This window comes from Azospira restricta, from assembly GCF_016858125.1.
GTDB lineage: Bacteria > Pseudomonadota > Gammaproteobacteria > Burkholderiales > Rhodocyclaceae > Proximibacter > Proximibacter restrictus.
This window is the reverse complement of sequence record NZ_CP064781.1, coordinates 3,302,915-3,320,701: the sequence shown is the minus strand read 5'-3', so window position 1 is coordinate 3,320,701 and position 17,787 is coordinate 3,302,915. Positions and strand designations below refer to the sequence as shown.

The 17,787-nt window shown below is 71.9% G+C and carries 13 protein-coding genes; 6 read left to right on the top strand and 7 right to left on the bottom strand.

The annotated features are described in order from the left end of the window. Window positions 1-41: 41 nt before the first annotated feature. The 6 genes from IWH25_RS15835 (at window position 42) to IWH25_RS15810 (ending at window position 8,854) form a co-directional block, all read left to right on the top strand. On the top strand, window positions 42-707 hold the full coding sequence (locus IWH25_RS15835) for a sulfite exporter TauE/SafE family protein (protein ID WP_203386729.1): 666 nt from the start codon (window positions 42-44) through the stop codon (window positions 705-707). After that, window positions 704-3,118, top strand: a complete 2,415-nt coding sequence (locus IWH25_RS15830; RefSeq protein ID WP_203386728.1) for a heavy metal translocating P-type ATPase — start codon at window positions 704-706, stop codon at window positions 3,116-3,118. Before IWH25_RS15835 ends, IWH25_RS15830 begins: the two co-directional genes overlap by 4 nt. Further along, window positions 3,119-6,388: a sensor domain-containing protein gene (locus tag IWH25_RS15825; RefSeq protein ID WP_203386727.1), complete on the top strand. Its 3,270-nt coding sequence runs from the start codon at window positions 3,119-3,121 to the stop codon at window positions 6,386-6,388. 33 nt (window positions 6,389-6,421) lie between these two features. Further along, window positions 6,422-6,628: a heavy-metal-associated domain-containing protein gene (locus IWH25_RS15820; protein WP_203386726.1), complete on the top strand. Its 207-nt coding sequence runs from the start codon at window positions 6,422-6,424 to the stop codon at window positions 6,626-6,628. 155 nt (window positions 6,629-6,783) lie between these two features. Beyond that, entirely contained in the window at window positions 6,784-7,845 is a 1,062-nt protein-coding gene (gene selD / locus IWH25_RS15815; RefSeq protein WP_203386725.1) for a selenide, water dikinase SelD, read from the top strand. A gap of 46 nt (window positions 7,846-7,891) precedes the next feature. Then, entirely contained in the window at window positions 7,892-8,854 is a 963-nt protein-coding gene (locus IWH25_RS15810) for an SdiA-regulated domain-containing protein (protein WP_203386724.1), read from the top strand. Here IWH25_RS15810 and rpsD read toward each other — a convergent pair. The 7 genes from rpsD to IWH25_RS15775 form a co-directional block, all read right to left on the bottom strand. After that, the gene (gene rpsD / locus IWH25_RS15805) at window positions 8,836-9,444 is read right to left on the bottom strand and encodes a 30S ribosomal protein S4 (RefSeq protein WP_203386723.1); all 609 of its coding nucleotides are present in this window, start codon (window positions 9,442-9,444) and stop codon (window positions 8,836-8,838) included. The genes IWH25_RS15810 and rpsD overlap by 19 nt on opposite strands. Before the next feature lie 43 nt (window positions 9,445-9,487). Beyond that, the gene (locus IWH25_RS15800; protein ID WP_203386722.1) at window positions 9,488-10,267 is read right to left on the bottom strand and encodes an EAL domain-containing protein; all 780 of its coding nucleotides are present in this window, start codon (window positions 10,265-10,267) and stop codon (window positions 9,488-9,490) included. 26 nt (window positions 10,268-10,293) lie between these two features. After that, entirely contained in the window at window positions 10,294-10,644 is a 351-nt protein-coding gene (locus IWH25_RS15795; protein WP_203386721.1) for a DUF2149 domain-containing protein, read from the bottom strand. Continuing rightward, window positions 10,641-11,123 (bottom strand): MotA/TolQ/ExbB proton channel family protein, encoded by a 483-nt coding sequence (locus IWH25_RS15790; protein WP_203386720.1) that lies wholly within the window; start codon window positions 11,121-11,123, stop codon window positions 10,641-10,643. Before IWH25_RS15790 ends, IWH25_RS15795 begins: the two co-directional genes overlap by 4 nt. Window positions 11,124-11,269: 146 nt before the next feature. After that, window positions 11,270-13,444: a TonB-dependent receptor plug domain-containing protein gene (locus IWH25_RS15785; RefSeq protein WP_203386719.1), complete on the bottom strand. Its 2,175-nt coding sequence runs from the start codon at window positions 13,442-13,444 to the stop codon at window positions 11,270-11,272. After that, window positions 13,441-17,433, bottom strand: coding sequence for a cobaltochelatase subunit CobN (cobN, locus tag IWH25_RS15780; protein WP_203386718.1), 3,993 nt, complete (start codon window positions 17,431-17,433; stop codon window positions 13,441-13,443). Before cobN ends, IWH25_RS15785 begins: the two co-directional genes overlap by 4 nt. Before the next feature lie 16 nt (window positions 17,434-17,449). Then, complete coding sequence (locus tag IWH25_RS15775) at window positions 17,450-17,752, bottom strand: hypothetical protein (RefSeq protein WP_203386717.1); 303 nt, start codon at window positions 17,750-17,752, stop codon at window positions 17,450-17,452. Window positions 17,753-17,787 lie beyond the last annotated feature (35 nt).

Sequence of the window (17,787 nt, the reverse complement as noted above, 5' to 3'; positions counted from 1 at the left end):
TTTATTGCTAGCCTCTAGCCCCTGGTCCCCAGCTCCTCTTAATGCCCGATTCCGGTTATCTCGCGCTGTTCCTCGTCGGCCTGCTCGGCGGCACGCACTGCGTCGGCATGTGCGGCGGCATCGTCGGCGCGCTGTCGCTGGGTGGCCCGTCGCGGCTGTCGCTGCACCTCGCCTACAACCTCGGCCGCATCCTCTCATACGGCTTCGCCGGCGCGCTGGTTGGCGCCGTCGGCGGCGCGCTGGCGCTGTCCGGCCAGCTGCCCGTGCGCCTTGCGCTGCATGCTGCGGCCAGCCTGATGCTGATCGCGCTCGGCCTCTACCTGATCGGCGTCACGCGCGCGCTGGCCTTCACCGAACGCCTCGGCCAGCGGCTGTGGCGGCGCATCCAGCCGCTGACGCGGCGCTTCCTGCCGGCCGACACCCCGGCGCGCGCCTTCCCGCTCGGCCTGCTGTGGGGCTGGCTGCCCTGCGGCCTGGTCTATAGCGCGCTGGCGACCGCGCTCACCGCCGGCTCGCCGGCGCGGGGGGCGCTCTTGATGCTGGCCTTCGGCGCCGGCACGCTGCCCAACCTGCTGCTCGCCGGGCTGCTGCTCGCGCGGCTGCGCGCCTTCGTGCAGCAGCCGTGGCTGCGCGGCGTCGCCGGCGCGACGGTCGCCGGCTTCGGCGTCTGGGGGCTGTTCGGCGTCTGGCGGCTGGCGGCCGCATGAGCGCCTCCGTGCCCCGCGACCTCTCCCGCCAGTTCGACCTGCCGATCGGCGGCATGACCTGCGCCGCCTGCGCGACGCGCATCGAGAAGGTGCTCAACCGGCTGCCCGGTGTCGACGCCAGCGTGAACCTCGCCGCCGAGCAGGCGCGCGTGCGCCTCGCCGACGCGGCGACGACGCCGGCGGCAGTGGTCGCCGCGATCGAGAAGGCCGGCTTCAGCGTGCCGCCGCAGACCGTCGAGCTGGCGATCGGCGGCATGACCTGCGCCGCCTGCGCGGCGCGCATCGAGAAGGTGCTGCGCCGGCTGGACGGCGTCGAGGCCAGCGTCAACCTCGCCGCCGAGCGTGCGCGCGTGCGCTACGTGCCCGGCCGCGCGATGCCGGCCGACCTGATCGCCGCGATCGGGAAGGCCGGCTTCGGCGCCCGCGTCGCCGACGACCGTTCGCGCGAGGAGGAACAGGCGCGCCGCGCCGCGGCCTGGCGCGCCGAGCTCGCCCGCTTCTGGATCGCCGCGGCGCTGACGCTGCCGCTGCTGGCGCAGATGCTGTGGATGTTCGGCGCCGACGGCGGGCATGGCGCCGAGCCGCTGCCGCGCTGGCTGCAGCTCGCGCTGGCGACGCCGGTGCAGTTGTGGATCGGCCGCCGCTTCTACGAGGGCGGCTGGAAGGCGCTGCGCGGCGGCGGCTGGAGCGGCGCCAACATGGACGTGCTGGTCGCGCTCGGCACGACGATGGCCTGGGGCTTCTCGGCGGTGGTGACGGTGCTCGGCCTCGACCATCGCCACGTCTATTTCGAGGCCTCGGCGGCGGTGATCACGCTGGTGCTGATGGGCAAGCTGCTCGAGGCACGCGCCAAGGCCGGCACCACCGCGGCGATCGAGGCGCTGATCCGGCTGCGTCCGCGCAGCGCGCGCATCGAGCGCGACGGGCAGCTGCTCGAGGTCGCCGCCGATGCGCTGCTGCCCGGCGACGTCTTCATCGTCCGCCCGGGCGAGAGCGTGCCGGTCGACGGCGAGGTGCTCGCCGGCGCCTCGAGCGTCAACGAGGCGATGCTGACCGGCGAGAGCATGCCGGTGGCGAAGGCCGCCGGCGACCGCGTCTTCGCCGCGACGCGGAACGAACTCGGCCAGCTGCGCTGCCGCGCCACCGGCGTCGGCGAGCATACGCTGCTGGCCGGCATCATCCGCCTGGTGGCCGAGGCGCAGGGCTCGAAGGCGCCGGTGCAGAAGCTCGCCGACCGCATTTCGGCGGTCTTCGTGCCGGCGGTCTGTTTCGTCGCGCTCGTCACCTTCGCCGGCTGGTGGCTCGCCGGCGATCCTGCCGAGGCGCTGACCAGTGCCGTCGCCGTGCTGGTCATCGCCTGCCCGTGCGCGCTCGGGCTGGCGACGCCGACGGCGATCATGGTCGGCACCGGCCGCGGTGCCGCGGCCGGCATCCTGGTAAAGAACGCCGAGGCGCTGGAGCGCGCCGAGCGCGTCGGCGTCGTCGCCGTCGACAAGACCGGCACGCTGACGCGCGGCGAGCCCGAGGTGACCGACGTGGTCGCCGTCGGCATCGCCGCCGGCGAGGCGCTGCGGCTCGCCGCCGCGCTCGAGCAGGGCTCCGAGCACCCGCTGGCGCGCGCCGTGCTGGCACGCGCCGCGGCGGCCGGCGTCGCCGTGCCCGCGGTCGCCGATTTCCGGGCGATCCCCGGCCAGGGCGTGACGGGCGTTGTCGACGGTCGCGCGCTTTCCCTCGGCGCCGCCGACTGGGCGGCGGCGGGCGCTGCCGGCGACGACGTGCGCCGGCTGCAGGACGAGGGCAAGACCGTCGTCGCGCTCGCCGAAGGCGGCCGCCTGCTGGCGCTCTTGGCGATCGCCGACCCGCTGCGGCCGGGAGCGGTCGCAGCGGTGGCGGAGCTGCAGGCGATGGGGTTGGCGGTGGTGATGCTCACCGGCGACAACGCGGCGACCGCCGCCGCGGTGGCGCGCGCCGCCGGCATCGCCGACTTCCGCGCCGGCATCCTGCCCGGCGACAAGGCCGCCGCGGTGAACGCGCTGAAGGGCAGCGGGCGCGCGGTGGCGATGGTCGGCGACGGCATCAACGACGCGCCGGCACTGGCCGCCGCCGACATCGGCTTCGCCCTCGGCGCCGGCTCCGACGCGGCGATCGAGGCCGCCGACCTGACGCTGATCGGCAGCGACCTGAAGGGCGTCGCCGACGCCATCCGCCTGTCGCGGGCGACGCTCGGCAAGATCCGGCAGAACCTGTTCTTCGCCTTCCTCTACAACGTCATCGGCATCCCGCTCGCCGCCCTCGGCCTGCTCAACCCGGTCGTCGCCGGCGCGGCGATGGCGCTGAGTTCGGTCTCGGTCGTCTCCAACTCGCTGCTGCTGCGGCGCTGGCGGCCGCGGGCGCACGGGAGGAAGGCGTAGATGAACACACCCGGTCAGGCGCAGGACGTGACGCCGGCGGCGGACGACGGCGCGCTGCTGCGCGAGATCCTCGATTGCGCCGAGCCGATCGTCTATCGCGCCGATCTCGCCGGCGACGCCTACGACTACGTCAGCGCCAGCGGCGAGCGCGCGCTCGGCGCGCCGCTCGCCGAGCTGCGCCGGCGCGGCCTGGCGGTGCTCCGCGAGCGCATGCCGGCCGCCGACTACGCGCGCGTCAGCGCGCATTTCCAGGCGCTCGCCGCGGCGGCGCCGGGGCGGCAGACGCGGACGCGGGTCGACTACCGGCTGCAGCTGCCCGACGGCCGGCTCGCCTGGTTCAGCGATGCGTGCACGGTCACCGCCGACGCCGACGGGCGGGCGACCGCGGTCTTCGGCATCGCCACCGACGTCAGCGAGCACAAGCGCACCGAGGCCTCGCTGCAGGAAAGCGCGCACCTGCTCGCCGACTTCTTCGCGCAGTCGCTCGACGGCTGCTTCGTGCTGCGCTTCGCCGCGCCGCTGCCGGCGCAGGGCGCCGCCGCCTGGCTCGACGGCCTGCGCTTTTCGCGCGTCAGCGATACCTTCGCCGCGCAGTGCGGGACGACCGCGGCGGCGCTCGCCGGCGCCGGCCCGGACGCGCTGCCGGTGCGCGACGCCGCGGCCTGGCGGCAGGCGCTGGCCGACTGCCTGGCGGCGAAGCACCGCGTCGCCGTCCTCGAGTTTGCGCCGCGCGCCGAGGCGCCGGCGTGGGTCGAGATGCAGCTGCTCGCCGACCTCGACGGCGACGGCCGCGCACTCGGCGTCTTCGGCATGCAGCGCGACATCTCGCAGCGCGTCGCGCAGGAGCGGGCGCTGCGCGAGAGCGAGGCCAAGTACAGCGGCATCATGCGCGCGGCGCAGGTCGGCATCTTCATGCTGCAGGACGCGCGCTTCGTCTACGTGAATCCGCGGCTGGCCAACTACTTCGGCTACAGCGAGGAGGAGCTGCTGGCGATGGGGCCGCTCGACGTCGTCGCGCCCGAGCAGCACGACTGGCTGCGCGAGCAGATGCGCCGGCGCGCCGCCGGCGAGCCCGGCTTCCCCTACGAGCTGACCGGCGTGCGCAAGGACGGCAGCCGCTTCCCGATGGCGATCATGGGCGTGCCGGCGACCTTCAGCGGCGAGCCGGCCTCGGTCGGCACCGTCTTCGACCTGACCGCGCAGCGCCTGGTCGAGGACCAGATCGTCGAGTCGCGCAACCGCTACCGTGCGCTGTTCGAGTCGGCGCAGGACGCGATCATCGTCATCGACGGCGCGGCCGGCACCATCGTCGAGGCCAACGTCGCCGCCGAAATCCTGTTCCGCCGCCCGCGCGAGCAGCTGCTGCGGCTGCCGTCGGCGGACATCTTCCCGCCCGACCGGCGCGCCCGCCACGAGGTCGAGCTGCGCCGGCACATCACCGCCGGCGGCGAGGCGCCGGAGGAGATGCGCATCCGCAACGCCGACGGCGAGGACGTGCCGGTCGAGGTCAGCACCAGCGTCGTCGAGAACGGCGGCCGCAAGCAGCTGCAGGCGATCTTCCGCGACATCTCGGCGCGGCGCCGCGCCGAGGAGGGGCTGCGCCTGGCGCAGCGGGTGTTCGACGTCGGCGAGGAGGTGATCCTGATCACCGATGCCGAGCGCCGCATCATCACCGTCAACCCGGCCTTCACCCGCGTCACCGGCTTCAGCCGCGAGGAGGCGGTCGGCCAGACGCCGGGCTTCCTCAGCTCCGGCCGCCAGCCGCCCGAGTTCTACGCCGCGATGTGGGCGGCGATCGAGCGCGACGGCGTCTGGCAGGGCGAGCTGTGGAACCGGCGCAAGAACGGCGAGGTGTTCCCGGCCTGGCTGACGATCAGCGCCTACCGCGACAGCGAAGGCAAGGTCATCAACTACATCGGCATCTCGTCGGACATCTCCGAGCGGCACGCGGCGGAAGCGCGCATCCGCCAGCTCGCCTACTACGACCCGCTGACCCGGCTGCCCAACCGCACGCTGCTGCAGGACCGCGTCGACCAGGTGCTGGCGCAGACGCGGCGCGAGGGCACGCTGGCGGCGCTGCTGTTCATCGACCTCGACCACTTCAAGACGATCAACGACTCGCTCGGCCACTTCACCGGCGACCAGCTGCTGTGCGCCGTGGCGCAGCGGATGAGCGAGTGCGTGCGCAAGACCGATACGGTGGCGCGGCTGGGCGGCGACGAGTTCGTCGTCGTCTGCTCGGAAACGAGCATCGAGGGCACCGCCGGCGTCGCGCGCAAGATCCTGAAGGCGGTGTCGCAGTCGTTCCAGACCGACGGCCACCAGCTGACGGTGACGCCGTCGGTCGGCATCAGCCTCTTCCCGCAGGACGGCGACGATTTCGAGACGCTGCTGAAGCATGCCGACACGGCGATGTACCGGGCCAAGGAGAGCGGCCGCAACGCCTACCAGTTCTTCGCCCGCGAGATGAACGAGGCGGCCTTCGAGCGGCTGATGCTGGAGAACAGCCTGCGCGTCGCGCTCGAGCGGCGCGAGCTGGTGCTGCACTACCAGCCGCAGGTCGACCTCGCCAGTGGCCGCATCATCGGCGCCGAAGCGCTGATCCGCTGGCAGCACCCGCAGCTGGGCATGGTTTCGCCCGGCCGCTTCGTGCCGATCGCCGAGGCGTCCGGACTGATCGTCCCGATCGGCGCCTGGGTGCTCAAGGAGGCCTGCCGGCAGGCCGCCGAGTGGCGCGCCGCCGGGTTGCCGCCGATCAGCGTCGCGGTGAACATCTCGTCGGCGCAGTTCCGCCAGCAGCGCTTCGACGAGGCGGTCGCCGGCGTGCTGCAGCTGACCGGGCTGCCGGCCGAGCACCTCGAGCTGGAACTGACCGAGAGCATCGTCATGGAGGACGCCGAGGCCACCGTGCAGGCGCTCAGGAAGCTGTCGGTGATGGGCGTGCAGCTGGCCATCGACGACTTCGGCACCGGCTACTCCAGCCTCTCGTACCTGAAGCGCTTCCCGATCGACAAGCTGAAGATCGACCGGAGCTTCGTCCGCGACATCGTCACCGACGCCGACGACTGGGCGATCGCCAGTACCGTCATCTCGATGGGGCAGAGCCTGCGCCTGCAGGTCATCGCCGAGGGCGTGGAGACCGCCGAGCAGCTCGACATGCTGCGCCGCCAGGGCTGCCACGCGGTGCAGGGGTATCATTTCAGCAGGCCGGTGCCGGCCGGCGATTTCGTCGGGCTGCTGGCGCGGCAGCCGTTCGTCGCCGCCCGCTGAGCGCCCGCGGCCCGTTTTCGCGAGAGGAAAGCCATGGAAGAAATCGTCATCAAGGTCGGCGGCATGAGCTGCCAGGGCTGCGTCAAGGGCGTCGGCGGCGCGCTGCAGGCGCTGCCGGGCGTCGCCGACGTCGCGGTCTCGCTCGATGCCGGCGAGGCGCGCGTGCGTTTCGATCCGGCGCAGGTCTCGATCGTCGAGCTGCGCGCAGCGATCGAGGACGCCGGCTTCGACGCCGCCTGAGTAATGCGCGCCAGCGCATTGAGAAGAAGTGCCCTTGGGGTGCGGCTGAGTAATGCTAATGCGCGCCAGCGCATTACGAAGAAGTCGCCGCGGGGGCGCCTGAGCCGGCGCCGCCCTCTGCTACCATCACGGCTTTTCCTTTCGCTGTCACGACCATGTCCGACCCCACGGCTTCCCCCGCCCCCGTCCGCCTGACCCAGCTCGCCCACGGCGGCGGCTGCGGCTGCAAGATCGCCCCCGGCGTGCTCGAGCAGATCCTCGCCAAGGCGGCACCGGGCACGCTGCCGCCGCAGCTGCTGGTCGGCATCGAGACCGCCGACGACGCCGCGGTCTGGCAGCTCAACGACGCGCAGGCAATCGTCGCCACCACCGACTTCTTCATGCCGGTGGTCGACGACCCGTTCCACTTCGGCCAGATCGCCGCCACCAATGCCATCTCCGACATCTACGCGATGGGCGGCACGCCGCTGTTCGCGCTGGCGATCGTCGGCATGCCGGTGAACCAGCTCGACACGGCGACCATCCGGCGCATCCTCGAAGGCGGCGAGTCGATCTGCGCCCAGGCGCGCATCCCGATCGCCGGCGGCCACACCATCGATTCGCCGGAGCCGATCTACGGCCTGGTCGCGATCGGCCTGGTGCGCCCCGACCAGGTCAAGCGCAACGCCGGCGCGAAGCCGGGCGACAAGCTGATCCTCGGCAAGGCGCTCGGCGTCGGCATCCATTCCGCGGCGTTCAAGAAAGGGGCGCTGAAGGAGCACGACTACGCGGCGATGATCGCCTCGACCACCCAGCTCAATACGCCGGGGCCGGCGCTCGCGTGCCTGCAGGGCGTGCATGCGATGACCGACGTCACCGGCTTCGGGCTGGCCGGCCATCTGCTGGAAATCTGCAAGGCCTCGCAGGTGGCGGCGACGCTCTCCTTCGACGCGCTGCCGCTGCTGCCGAACGTGCTCGCCTACGCACGCGACGGCTTCGTCACCGGCGCCTCGACGCGCAACCTGCAGAGCTACGGCCAGCTGCTCGGCCTCGCCGGCCGCCTCGGCGAGGTCGAGCGGCTGCTGCTCGCCGACCCGCAGACCAGCGGCGGCCTGCTCGTCTCGTGCGCGCCGGAGGTGGCGACCGAGGTGCTTTCCATCTTCCTGCAGCAGGGCTTCGACCACGCGACGGTGATCGGCGAGGTGATCGACGGCCTGCCGCGCGTCGTCGTCGGCTGACGATCGCCGCGGCCCGGCATGCCGGGCCGCTTGCCGCCGCGCACCGATGAACCGCCGCCCACCGCTCCGCCTGCTCGCCGCCGCGTTCGTCGTCGCCGCGCTTGCCGCCGCCGGCGCCGTCGCCCAGCATTTCCGCCTGTTCGAGCGCGGCTGGTTCGCCGTCGCGCAATGGCGGCAGGGCGCCGAGTGGCAGGCGCGCGCGCTGTGGCTGCCGGATTACGACGTGGTCGTCGAGGGGCGGCCGATCCCCGGCGTCGAGAACGTCTCGGCGCTGACCTACGATCCCGACCGGAAGACGCTGTTTACCGTCACCAACCAGAACGGCGAGCTGATCGAGCTCTCGCTCGACGGTGCCATCCTGCGCCGCATCGCGCTCGCCGGCTTCGGCGACACCGAGGCGGTCGAATACATCCGCCGCGGCACCTACGTGATCAGCGACGAACGCCGGCAGCGCCTGTTCGAGGTGCGCGTCGACGACGCCACGCGCAGCCTCGACGCCGCCGCCAGTCGCCACCTGTCGCTCGCCATCGGGCGCAGCGGCAACCTCGGCTTCGAGGGGCTGGCCTGGGACCCGGACGGGCAACGCCTGTTCGTCGCCAAGGAGAAGCCGGTGCGCATCTACGAGATCCGCGGCTTCCCGGAGGCGACGGCGGACTTCGCCGTCGACGTCGCCGACGATCCCAAGCGCGACCGCGGCCTGTTCGTGCGCGACGTCTCCAGCCTGCAGTACGACCGGCGCACCGGCCACCTGCTGGCGCTCTCCGACGAATCGCGGCTGGTCGTCGAGCTCGACACGCGCGGCCGGCCGATCAGCACGCTGTCGCTGTCGCGCGGCCACCACGGGCTGAAGGAAAGCGTGCCGCAGGCCGAGGGCGTCGCCCTCGACGAGGCCGGCACGCTCTATCTGGTCAGCGAGCCCAACCTCTTCTACGTGTTCAGGAAACGCCGAGTGCCGGCGGGCGCGGCGGCCGCGCCGGCGGCAGCGATGCCTTACAGCCGCACCGCGTAGTACTCGACCACGTGCTGCACCTCGATCGGGAACGGCACCTCGTTCGCCTCCGGCAGCCGGGTCACGGTCGCGCTGCCCTTGGCGGCGTCGACGGCGAGCCACTCGGGGCGGGTCAGCGCCGGCTCGGCGAGCGTTTCGACGACCATCGGGATCTGCCGTCCCTTGTCCGACAGCGCGATCGTGTCGCCCGGCTTGACGCGGATCGAGGCGATGCTGACCGGCCGCCCGTTCAGCCGCAGGTGGCGGTGGCTGACCAGCTGGCGCGCGGCGACCGCGGTCGGCGCGAAGCCGGCGCGGAAGACGACGTTGTCGAGCCGGCGCTCGAGCAGTTCGAGCAGCTTGTTGCCGGTCTGCCCCTTGTCGTTCTTCGCCTCGCGGAACAGGCGCTGCATCTGGCGCTCGGAGACGCCGTAGTTGTAGCGCAGCTTCTGCTTCTCCATCAGCTGCACGCCGAAGCCGGACTTGCGCTTGGGCTTGGCGCCGTGCTGGCCGGGGCCGTAGTCGCGGTTCGGGGTCTTGCGGGTGAGTCCGGGGAGCTCGACGCCGAGGGCGCGGACGACCTTCAGGCGGGGGCCGGTGTAGCGAGCCATGGTTTTCCTTTCGTGGTTGGGGTCTGGAATTGCGGAATCGGGTTCAGGCCGCCGCCGGCAGCGCGGCGGCGCGGGCGGGGCGCCGCCGCTCGGGCCGGCAGCCGCGGCGGAGGAAGCGGTCGGCGTAGAGGAAGCCCTGCGCCAGGTCGAAGCCCATCTGCCGCGCCAGCGCCAGGTGCTCCTCGCTCTCGACGCCCTCGAGCACGGTGACCAGGCCGAGGTCGCGGGCCTGCGCCAGCGCCCAGGTGAGCAGCGTGCGCTGGCGGCCGTTCATCGGGCCGGCGAGCCAGCTGCGGTCGAACTTGACGTAGGCGGCGCTCATCAGCGCCGCGTAGGAGACCAGGCCGCGCGACGACGACAGGTCGTCGACCGCCATGCGGATGCCGGCGCCGTCGAGCGCCTGGATCATCAGCGCGGAGAGGATGACGTCCTGCAGGTGCAGGTTCTCGATCACCTCGACGACCAGCCGGCTGCGCTGCGTGGCGAGCAGCGGCAGGAAGCGGTTGCCGCCGTCCGCGTCCTCGCCGGCGACGTAGCTGTCGGGGTCGAGGTTGACGAAGAGCAGCCCGTGCGGCGGCGCCTCGGCGAGCTGCAGGCGCTTCATTTCCAGCTCGGCGTGGAGCAGCAGCAGCGGGTTGTCGTGCAGCGCGCCGAACACCGCGTCCGGCGGCAGCGCGTTGCCGCCGGCGTCGACGAAGCGCGCCAGCGCCTCGTGGCAGACCACCTCGCCGCTGGCGATGTCGACGAAGGGCTGGTACTCGACGCCGAAGCGGCGCGCGTTGATGCAGTCGAGAATGACATGCGGGTGGATGGTGGCGCTCATCGTTGTTCTTCTCCCTGGGCGGCGCCTTACAGCCGGCGGCCGGCGGCCGGCTGGCCGGCGTCGCCTTCCGGCACGTAGACCATCGAGCCGTCCTGCATGCGGTAGGCGACGCCGGCCTTCTCGCCGTCGCCGCTGCCGATGCTGCCGTTGGCCTTGTACTTCTCGATCTTCTCGCCCTTCTTGACCACCATCTCCATCGTCGGCTTGCCGGGGTCGGTGATCACCGTCACGTCCTGCTTGTTGAACGGGTTGATCAGCGGGTTCTGGGCGACGGTGATCAGGAGCGCGGCGATGATGACGAGGAAGATGTCGATCAGGTTCACCACCGACAGGATCGGATCCTCGGTCTCCGGTTCGTGCAGCAGCTTCATGCTCATGCCCGCGCTCCCCGCATCGCCTCGATTTCCAGCAGTTCCTCGGCCAGCCAGCGGCGGCGGACGTTCACCACCCAGTAGGTGATCGACGCCGCGATCAGCGCCAGGATCACCGCCGAGAAGGCGACCGTCAGGTTGTTCGAGACCTCGGCGAGGTTGCCGTCGGACAGCGACTTGAGCGCCGGGCCCATCGGGATCATCGTCGCGACGAGGCCGAGCATCGGCGTCACCCGGCTGGCGATGCGCGGCGTCTCCAGCGCCTTGTGCGCGAGCACGTCGAGCTCGTCGGGCGACAGCTGGGGCACCCGCGCGAAGTGCGCGACGAGCGGGCGGCCGGCGCCGCTCCTGCGCCGCAGCGCGAGCACGGCGAACTCGCCGAGTACCCAGAAGGCGTAGAGGAAGAGGATCGCGATCAGCGCCAGCGTCGGCAGCAGAAAGATCTGCGAGATCTGGTACATCGTGGTTTCGACTAGGTTGGACATCGGGTTCTCCTTGGAACGATGGATTCAGTGAATGGAGGCCGAACCGTCATTCCGGCGCAAGCCGGAATCCAGTGCGGCCGTGGCGGCGCGAGTCGGGGTTGTTTCTGGACCCCGGCCTTCGCCGGGGTGACGGGGTGGCGGGCGTTTCACCATTTCCCCTCCAGCGACAGCAGCCAGCTCGGCTGCCCCTTCTCGGTGCTCGCCAGCCGCCAGTCGTCGGTGCCGGCCAAGGCTTGCGCGCCGCGCCGGGTGTCGGCGCGCAGCAGGTTCTGCGCCTGCAGCCGCAGGTTCAGCGCCGGGGAGAGCTTCCGGACCCAGTGCGCGTCGAGCAGCGTGCGGCGTTTCGTCTCGTCGGCGAGTTCGCCGGGCAGGTTCGTGCGCAGCTTGCCGTTGTGCGTCAGCTGGAAGCCGGCCGACGACGACAGCGCCGGCAGCGCCTGCTCGTAGCCGAGGGTCAGCTGGTAGCGCGGCAGTTCGCGCGCGTCGCGGCTGCGGCCCAGCCGCTCGTCGGCGACGCGGCCGCGCGGCAGCGTCAGGTGGGTGCGCAGCGAGCCGCCCTTGACGCCGAAGCGTTCGCTCTTCAGCTTGGCGTCGAGTTCGAGCCCGTAGTGGCGGGCGGTGCCCTGGTTGTACGGGCGCTCGACCCAGCGCGCGCCTTCGAGGCGTGTCGTGCGCTCGATGAAGTCCTCGGTGCGGCGCAGGTAGAGGTTGGCGCCGAGAACTCCCGAATCGTCGGCGAGATAGCGCTCGACGCCGGCTTCGAGGTTCACGTTGCGCTCGGCCTTCAACTCCGGGTTGCCGGCGCGGTCGGCTTCGAGCGGCGTGTTACCGGCGCTGCTGGCGGTGTTGCGGACGGTGATCGCCGAGATCTCGTCGAGCTTCGGCGCCTTGATGCCGGCGCCGAGCGAGCTGCGCAGCATCCAGCCGGCGCCGGCGTCGAGCCGCGCGGCGACGGACGGCGCGAGCTGGGAGGCATGGCTGGCGCGGCCGTCGGACTCGAGGCGGATCGCCTCGCCGCGCAGGCCGGCGGTCAGCGTCAACGGTTTCGTCGGCGACCATTCGTGCTGCGCCCAGGCGGTCCAGTGCCGCTGGCTGGCCTCCGCCCTGGTGTCGATCGCGCCGACGCCGGCGAGGTTACCAACAATCGTCTGCGTCTCGTCGCGGCGGTGCGTCGCGTGCTCGATGCCGAAGCTGTTCATCGCCTCGCCGACCGGCTGGTCGAGGCGCAGCGCGGCGGAAAACTCGTTCTCGTCGCGGCCGAGTTTTTCGCGGCTCTGCGTGACGGTGCCGAGCGCGTCGCGCCAGCGGCGCGCGGTGTCGCTGTCGCGCCAGCCGCCCATCACCGCGGCGCGGCCGGACAGCTTGCCGCCGCCGGCGAGCTTCAGCTCGCCTTCGCCGCGCAGGCGGGCGATGGTCAGGTCGCTCGTCTCGTCGTCGCGGCGGCCGCCGTCGGCGGCAAGGCTGGTGCCGGCCGCCGGGTCGGCGTAGGCGGCGCGCGTCAGCACCGTCTCGCGCCGGCCTTCGTTGCGGTACAGGCTGGGCCACAGCGTGAAGCTGTCGCCGGCCTTCTTCCAGGTCAGCCGCGGCGAGACGATCAGTTCGTTCAGCGTGTACGGACCGGTCTCGTGGTCCTCCTGCCACAGCGTGCGCGTGCCGGCGGTGGCGGCGATGCGCGTGCTGTCCTTTTCGAGCGGCAGGCCGTGGCGGTTGATGGTGACCGGCAGCAGCCACGAGAACGCGGTGCCGTCGGCCGCCGTGCTGCCGCCGCCGCGGCTGAGCGAGAACTGGCCGTTCGGCTCGGCGTCGCCGCCGCTGCCGCGCTGGCCGACGGCGGCCTTCAGCGTCGTCGACGCGGTCGGCCTCGCCTTGCGCATGACGAGGTTGACGGTGACCGGCGCCGAACCGCCATGCTCGGCCGACGCGCCGCGCAGGATCTCGACGCGCTCGAGTTCGCCCGACGGCATGCGGCCGACCAGCGTCAGCGCGTAGCGCGCGTTGGCCGACGGCCGCTCGCCGTCGACCAGGAACTGCACCGCGTCGCGGCCGATGCCGCGCGTCTTCGCCGACGGCGCGCCGTCGCCGCTGTGCTCGCCGGCGTCGATGCCGGGCAGCTTGCGGATCACTTCGCCGACGGTGAGCCCGCCGAGGGCCTCGATTTCCTTGCGGTCGAGCACGGTCTTCTGCGTGACCGCCTCGCGGCGGTCGGCGAGGACGTCGTGGGTAGCGGTGACGACGATTTCGTCGAGCTCGGCCTGCGCCAGCGCCGAGCCGCTGGCGAGGGCGAGAACCGCGGCGAGCGCCGGTTTCAGCCGCGCCTTCATGCCGCCGCCTCCACCCGGCGCAGCGCCGGATTGGCCAGCGTGCGCGCGGCGCCGCCGAGCGTGGCGAGCAGCAGCAGCGCGATGCCGAGCAGGGCGAAGGGCAGGGCGGGGGCTTGCTGCTTTTCCTCGACGCGCTCCAGCCGCATGCCTTCGATAGTCGGCGGCGCCGGGGCTGCCGGCGGCGGGGTGAGGTCGGCGGCCTGCTGCGGTTTCGTCGCGCCGAGCAGCGCGGCGAGGCCGAAGCCCGAATTTGCGTCCGCTCCGGCCTTGACGAAATCCTTGAACGCCTGGTTGTCGGTGACGACGTCGTGGCGCTGCGCGAGGTCGCGGTAGCGCTCCTTCAGCTCGGCCAGCGTTTTCGCGTCGGCCTGCCAGTAGCCCTGGCGCGCGGCTTCGAGCATGCGCTCGATGGTCTGCGCCAGCGCCGCCGGGTTGTGCGTCTCGAACCACTGCTTGAGGCCCAGCCGGTGCTTGTCGCGGACATAGACGTCGACGAACTCCTGCCACTGGTCGTCGCGCACGATCTCGCGGGCGACGATGGTCCACCCGGAGAAGTTGTTCATCGCGTCGAGCACCTGCAGCGTGCCGGCGTAGCCCTCGGCCATCAGCCCCTGGATGTAGCCGGGGTGGAAGTTGCGCGTCGCCAGTTCCTTGGCGAGGAAGGCGTCGGCGCCTTCGACCTTGCCCGAGCCGCTGCCGCGCAGGTTCGAGATGTACAGCTCGGGCGCCTTGCCGTCGAGGCGGCGCACCGCGAGGCCGATGCCGCCGAGGTACTGGAAGGGATCGTCGGTGGTCAGCATGCCGTACAGGTTCGAGGTGCGCGACAGCACGGCGCCTTCGGTGCCCTTCAGGTGCTCGGCGTAGAGGTTCATCTGCGCCGGCTTGCCCGTGGCGCCCGCGATGCCTTGCGCGCCCCAGTCGGCCTCGTCGGCGCCGTAGGCGAACTGCATCCGGGAGAGGTAGAGGTCGGCGAGCTTGCGGTCGCCCTCGGCCTTGCCCTTCCAGGTGTCGGTGGCGAGCGTCGCGTCGTCGAGACCGGTGCCGTACTTGCCCGATTCGGACGAGAACAGGCGCGTCTCGGCTGCCTTCACCGCCGCCGCCGCCGGCACGCCCTGCCTGAGCAGCCGGGCGGCGATCGCGCGGCTGTTCTCGAACAGCGGGTTGTCGGCCTCGTCGGCGCGGGCCGCGAGCTGCACCGCCTTCGCCAGCTGCTTCATCGCGTTCGGGAAGTGGTCGCGGTAGAGGCCGGTGGCCGACAGCACGACGTCGACGCGCGGCCGGCCGAGCTTCTCGCGCGGCACCAGCTGCACGTCGACGACGCGCCCGCCCTGGTCCCACACCGGCTCGACGCCCATCGTCCACAGCGCCTGCGCCTCGAGCATGCCCTGATGGCGCATCGTCTCCACCGACCACAGCGAGAAAGCGAGCTTCTTCGGGGTCCTGCCGGTCTTCGCGCGGTGCGCGGCGAGCAGCGCTTCCGCCGCCTCCTTGCCGGCCTCCCAGGCCTGCTTGGTCGGTACGCGCGAGGGGTCGAAGCCGTACAGGTTGCGGCCGGTCGGCAGCGCGTCCGGGTTCTTCATCGGGTCGCCGCCGTACGAGGTCGGGAGGTATTTTCCGGCGAGCGCGGCGATGAGGCCGTTCATCTCGCCGGCGGCGGCGAGCTGTTCGTACCACGTCTTGCCTTGCTCGAACTGCGCCGCCAGCCTGGCATCGGCAGGTTTCGCTGCCTTGCCGGTCATCCAGTCGCGGAACAGCTTGAACGGCGGCGCCTCGACCGTCTTCTCGTAGCTGTCGACGAACATCTCGTCGAGCTCGTCGGCGGCGACACCGGCGGCCTTCGCCGCGCTTTCCCAGAAGCCCTTGCCGAGCATCAGCAGCACCGTGCCGAGGCGGTGCGTCTCCTGCGGCGCCGTGCCGAAGGTGTGCAGGCCGAGCGGCTGCGCGGTCTGCGCCAGCTCGTGCAGGTGGTCGTGCAGGGCGTCGACGAAGTTGCGGAACTCGGCGTCGATGCGCGCGTCGCTCCAGCCCATGTCCTTGTCGATGCGCTCCTTCTTCACCGCCGCCCTGAGGTCGGCGGCGAGCTTCAGCTTCACCGCGCCGTCGTCCTGCGCCAGCCAGGCGTGCAGCAGGTCGTGGATCTTCACCGTCGCCTCGTGCAGGCCGGCCGGCGCGAAGGCCGGCGTCTGGTGCGTGACGATCGTCGCCCGGCCGCGGCGCTTGGCCTGCAGCGCCTCGCCGATGTTGTCGACGATGTACGGGTAGATCACCGGCACGTTGCCCACCGCCAGCATCGGGTAGTCGCTCATCGCCAGGCCGCGCTCCTTGCCCGGCAGCCATTCCTGCGAGCCGTGCGTGCCGTAATGCACCAGCGCGTCGGCCTTGAACTGCTCGCGCGCCCACAGGTACTGCGCCAGGTAGTAGTGCGACGGCACCGCCTTGGTCGAGTGGTAGAGCGCCTTCTCCTTGTCCTCCCACTTCTCGCCGCGCGGCGCCTGCGGCGTGAACACGACCTTGCCGGCGGTAAAGCGCGGGATCACGAAGTAGGGCGCGCCGTCGTTGCGGATGACCATCGCCGACTGCTCCGGGTCGCCCCAGCGCTCGTGCAGCTCGCGTCGGACCGGCTCCGGCAGCGTCGCCAGCCAGGCGCGGTAGGCGGCGACCGGCAGCCGCTCGGCGAGCCCGTCGCGCAGCAGCGACGGCAATTGGCCGTCGCGGTAGAACGGCGCCAGCAGCCGCTGCAGGTTGTTGATCAGCACCGCCTCGTCCTCGGGGCGCGTGTCGTAGCCGGCGGCCTTGAGCGCCTGCAGCGTCGCGGCGAGGCTCTTCGGCAGGTTGAGGTAGGAGGCGGAGAGGTTCTTCTCGCCCGGCGGGTAGTTCCAGAACATCACGGCGAGCTTCTTGTCGGCGTTCGGCAGGCGCTGCAGGCGGACCTGGTTCACCGCCTTGGCGACGACTGCCGCGGATTGCGCGGCGATCGCCGTCACCGCGTCGTCGCCCTTCTTCTGCGCGCCGGCGACGACTGCGTCGGTGATGCCGGCGTATTCGCCCTGGGCGAGGAAGAAGGGCACGTCGATCAGCGGCACACCCTGCGGGTCGGCGCGCCAGTCGGCCTCGTCGCCCTTGCGGTAGGAGAGCGCCTGCATGACCGGAATGCCGAGCGCTTCGAGCTCCTTCCGCCGGCCGTCCGGGTCGAGGACGATCTGCGTGTTGATGATCGCGTCGGCGACGAGCCGGCCGTCGACTTTCAGCAGCCCGGCCTGCGGCCCCATCACCGGCGCGTACCAGGCCAGCGGCACGGCGCCGGCCGCTTCGATGCGCGCGATCAGGTCGTCGACGAAGGCGGTCTGCTCGCTGCCGACGTAGGTCTGGTGCAGCGCGACGGCGATCACCGGCGGCTTCTGCGCGAGATCGACCTCGCGTTTGCCAAGTTTCCACTTCAGGTAGGCGGCGGTATCGGCGAAGACGAGGCCGGGCGCCTGCGGGTGGTAGATCGCCGCCTTCGGGAAGACCACCGGCGGTGCGATGCCGTCGAGCGGCTGGCCCTGGCGGTGCGCGGCGAGCGTGCGGAAGAAGTTCTCGAAGTTCGGTCGCGCGCCGTTCACGTAGTAGGCGTGCAGGCGGTCGGCGACCGGCTTCGGGAAGCCCCGGCTTTCCGGCTTCGCCTCGTGCATCCAGAGGTGCGGCGCGGAAAGGCCCGGCAGGGCCTTGGCGAGCTTGGCGCGCACCGCGTCCTGCAGGTGGTCGCGCGGCGCGTCGAAGAAGACGGCGTCGGCGCCTCTCCACAGCGACGCGTCGGGATCGGCCGGCAGCTTCTCGGCCTGCCGCGATTCGACCTTGAAGCCGTGCGCGGCGCCGATTTCGGCGAGCTTCGTGAACTTGCCGGGCGGCACCGGGCTGGTGGACACGAAGAGGACGGTATCGGCCTCAGCGGCGGTACCGATCAGCGCGGCGGCGAAGGCGGCGAGGCGGAGGAGTCTGGCGAGCGGCATGGGGGGCGTCGGTCGATCAATGCAGCGACTGGCTGGCGGGGTAGGCGGTCGGTTCGGCGGGGGCGTCGCCGGGCTCGCCGGCGGCGTCGGAAATGGCGAACTGCAGCTGCGCCCATTCGCGTTCGAGCTTCTGCGCGAGCGCCTTCAGCAGCGGCGGCATGTCGTCGTCGGCGTAGTGCTGCAGCAGCGCCAGGTTGCGCCGGATGCGGCCGGCCAGCCGCGGGCAGCCGAGGCAGGAAAAGCGCGTCATCATCGTCAGCAGCGCGGCGACGAGCGCGCTCGGGTCGGGCAGTTGCGGGCGGTGCGGGGCGGTGTCCATCGCTGTTCCTTTCGGCGGGAACCCCGGCACGCGGA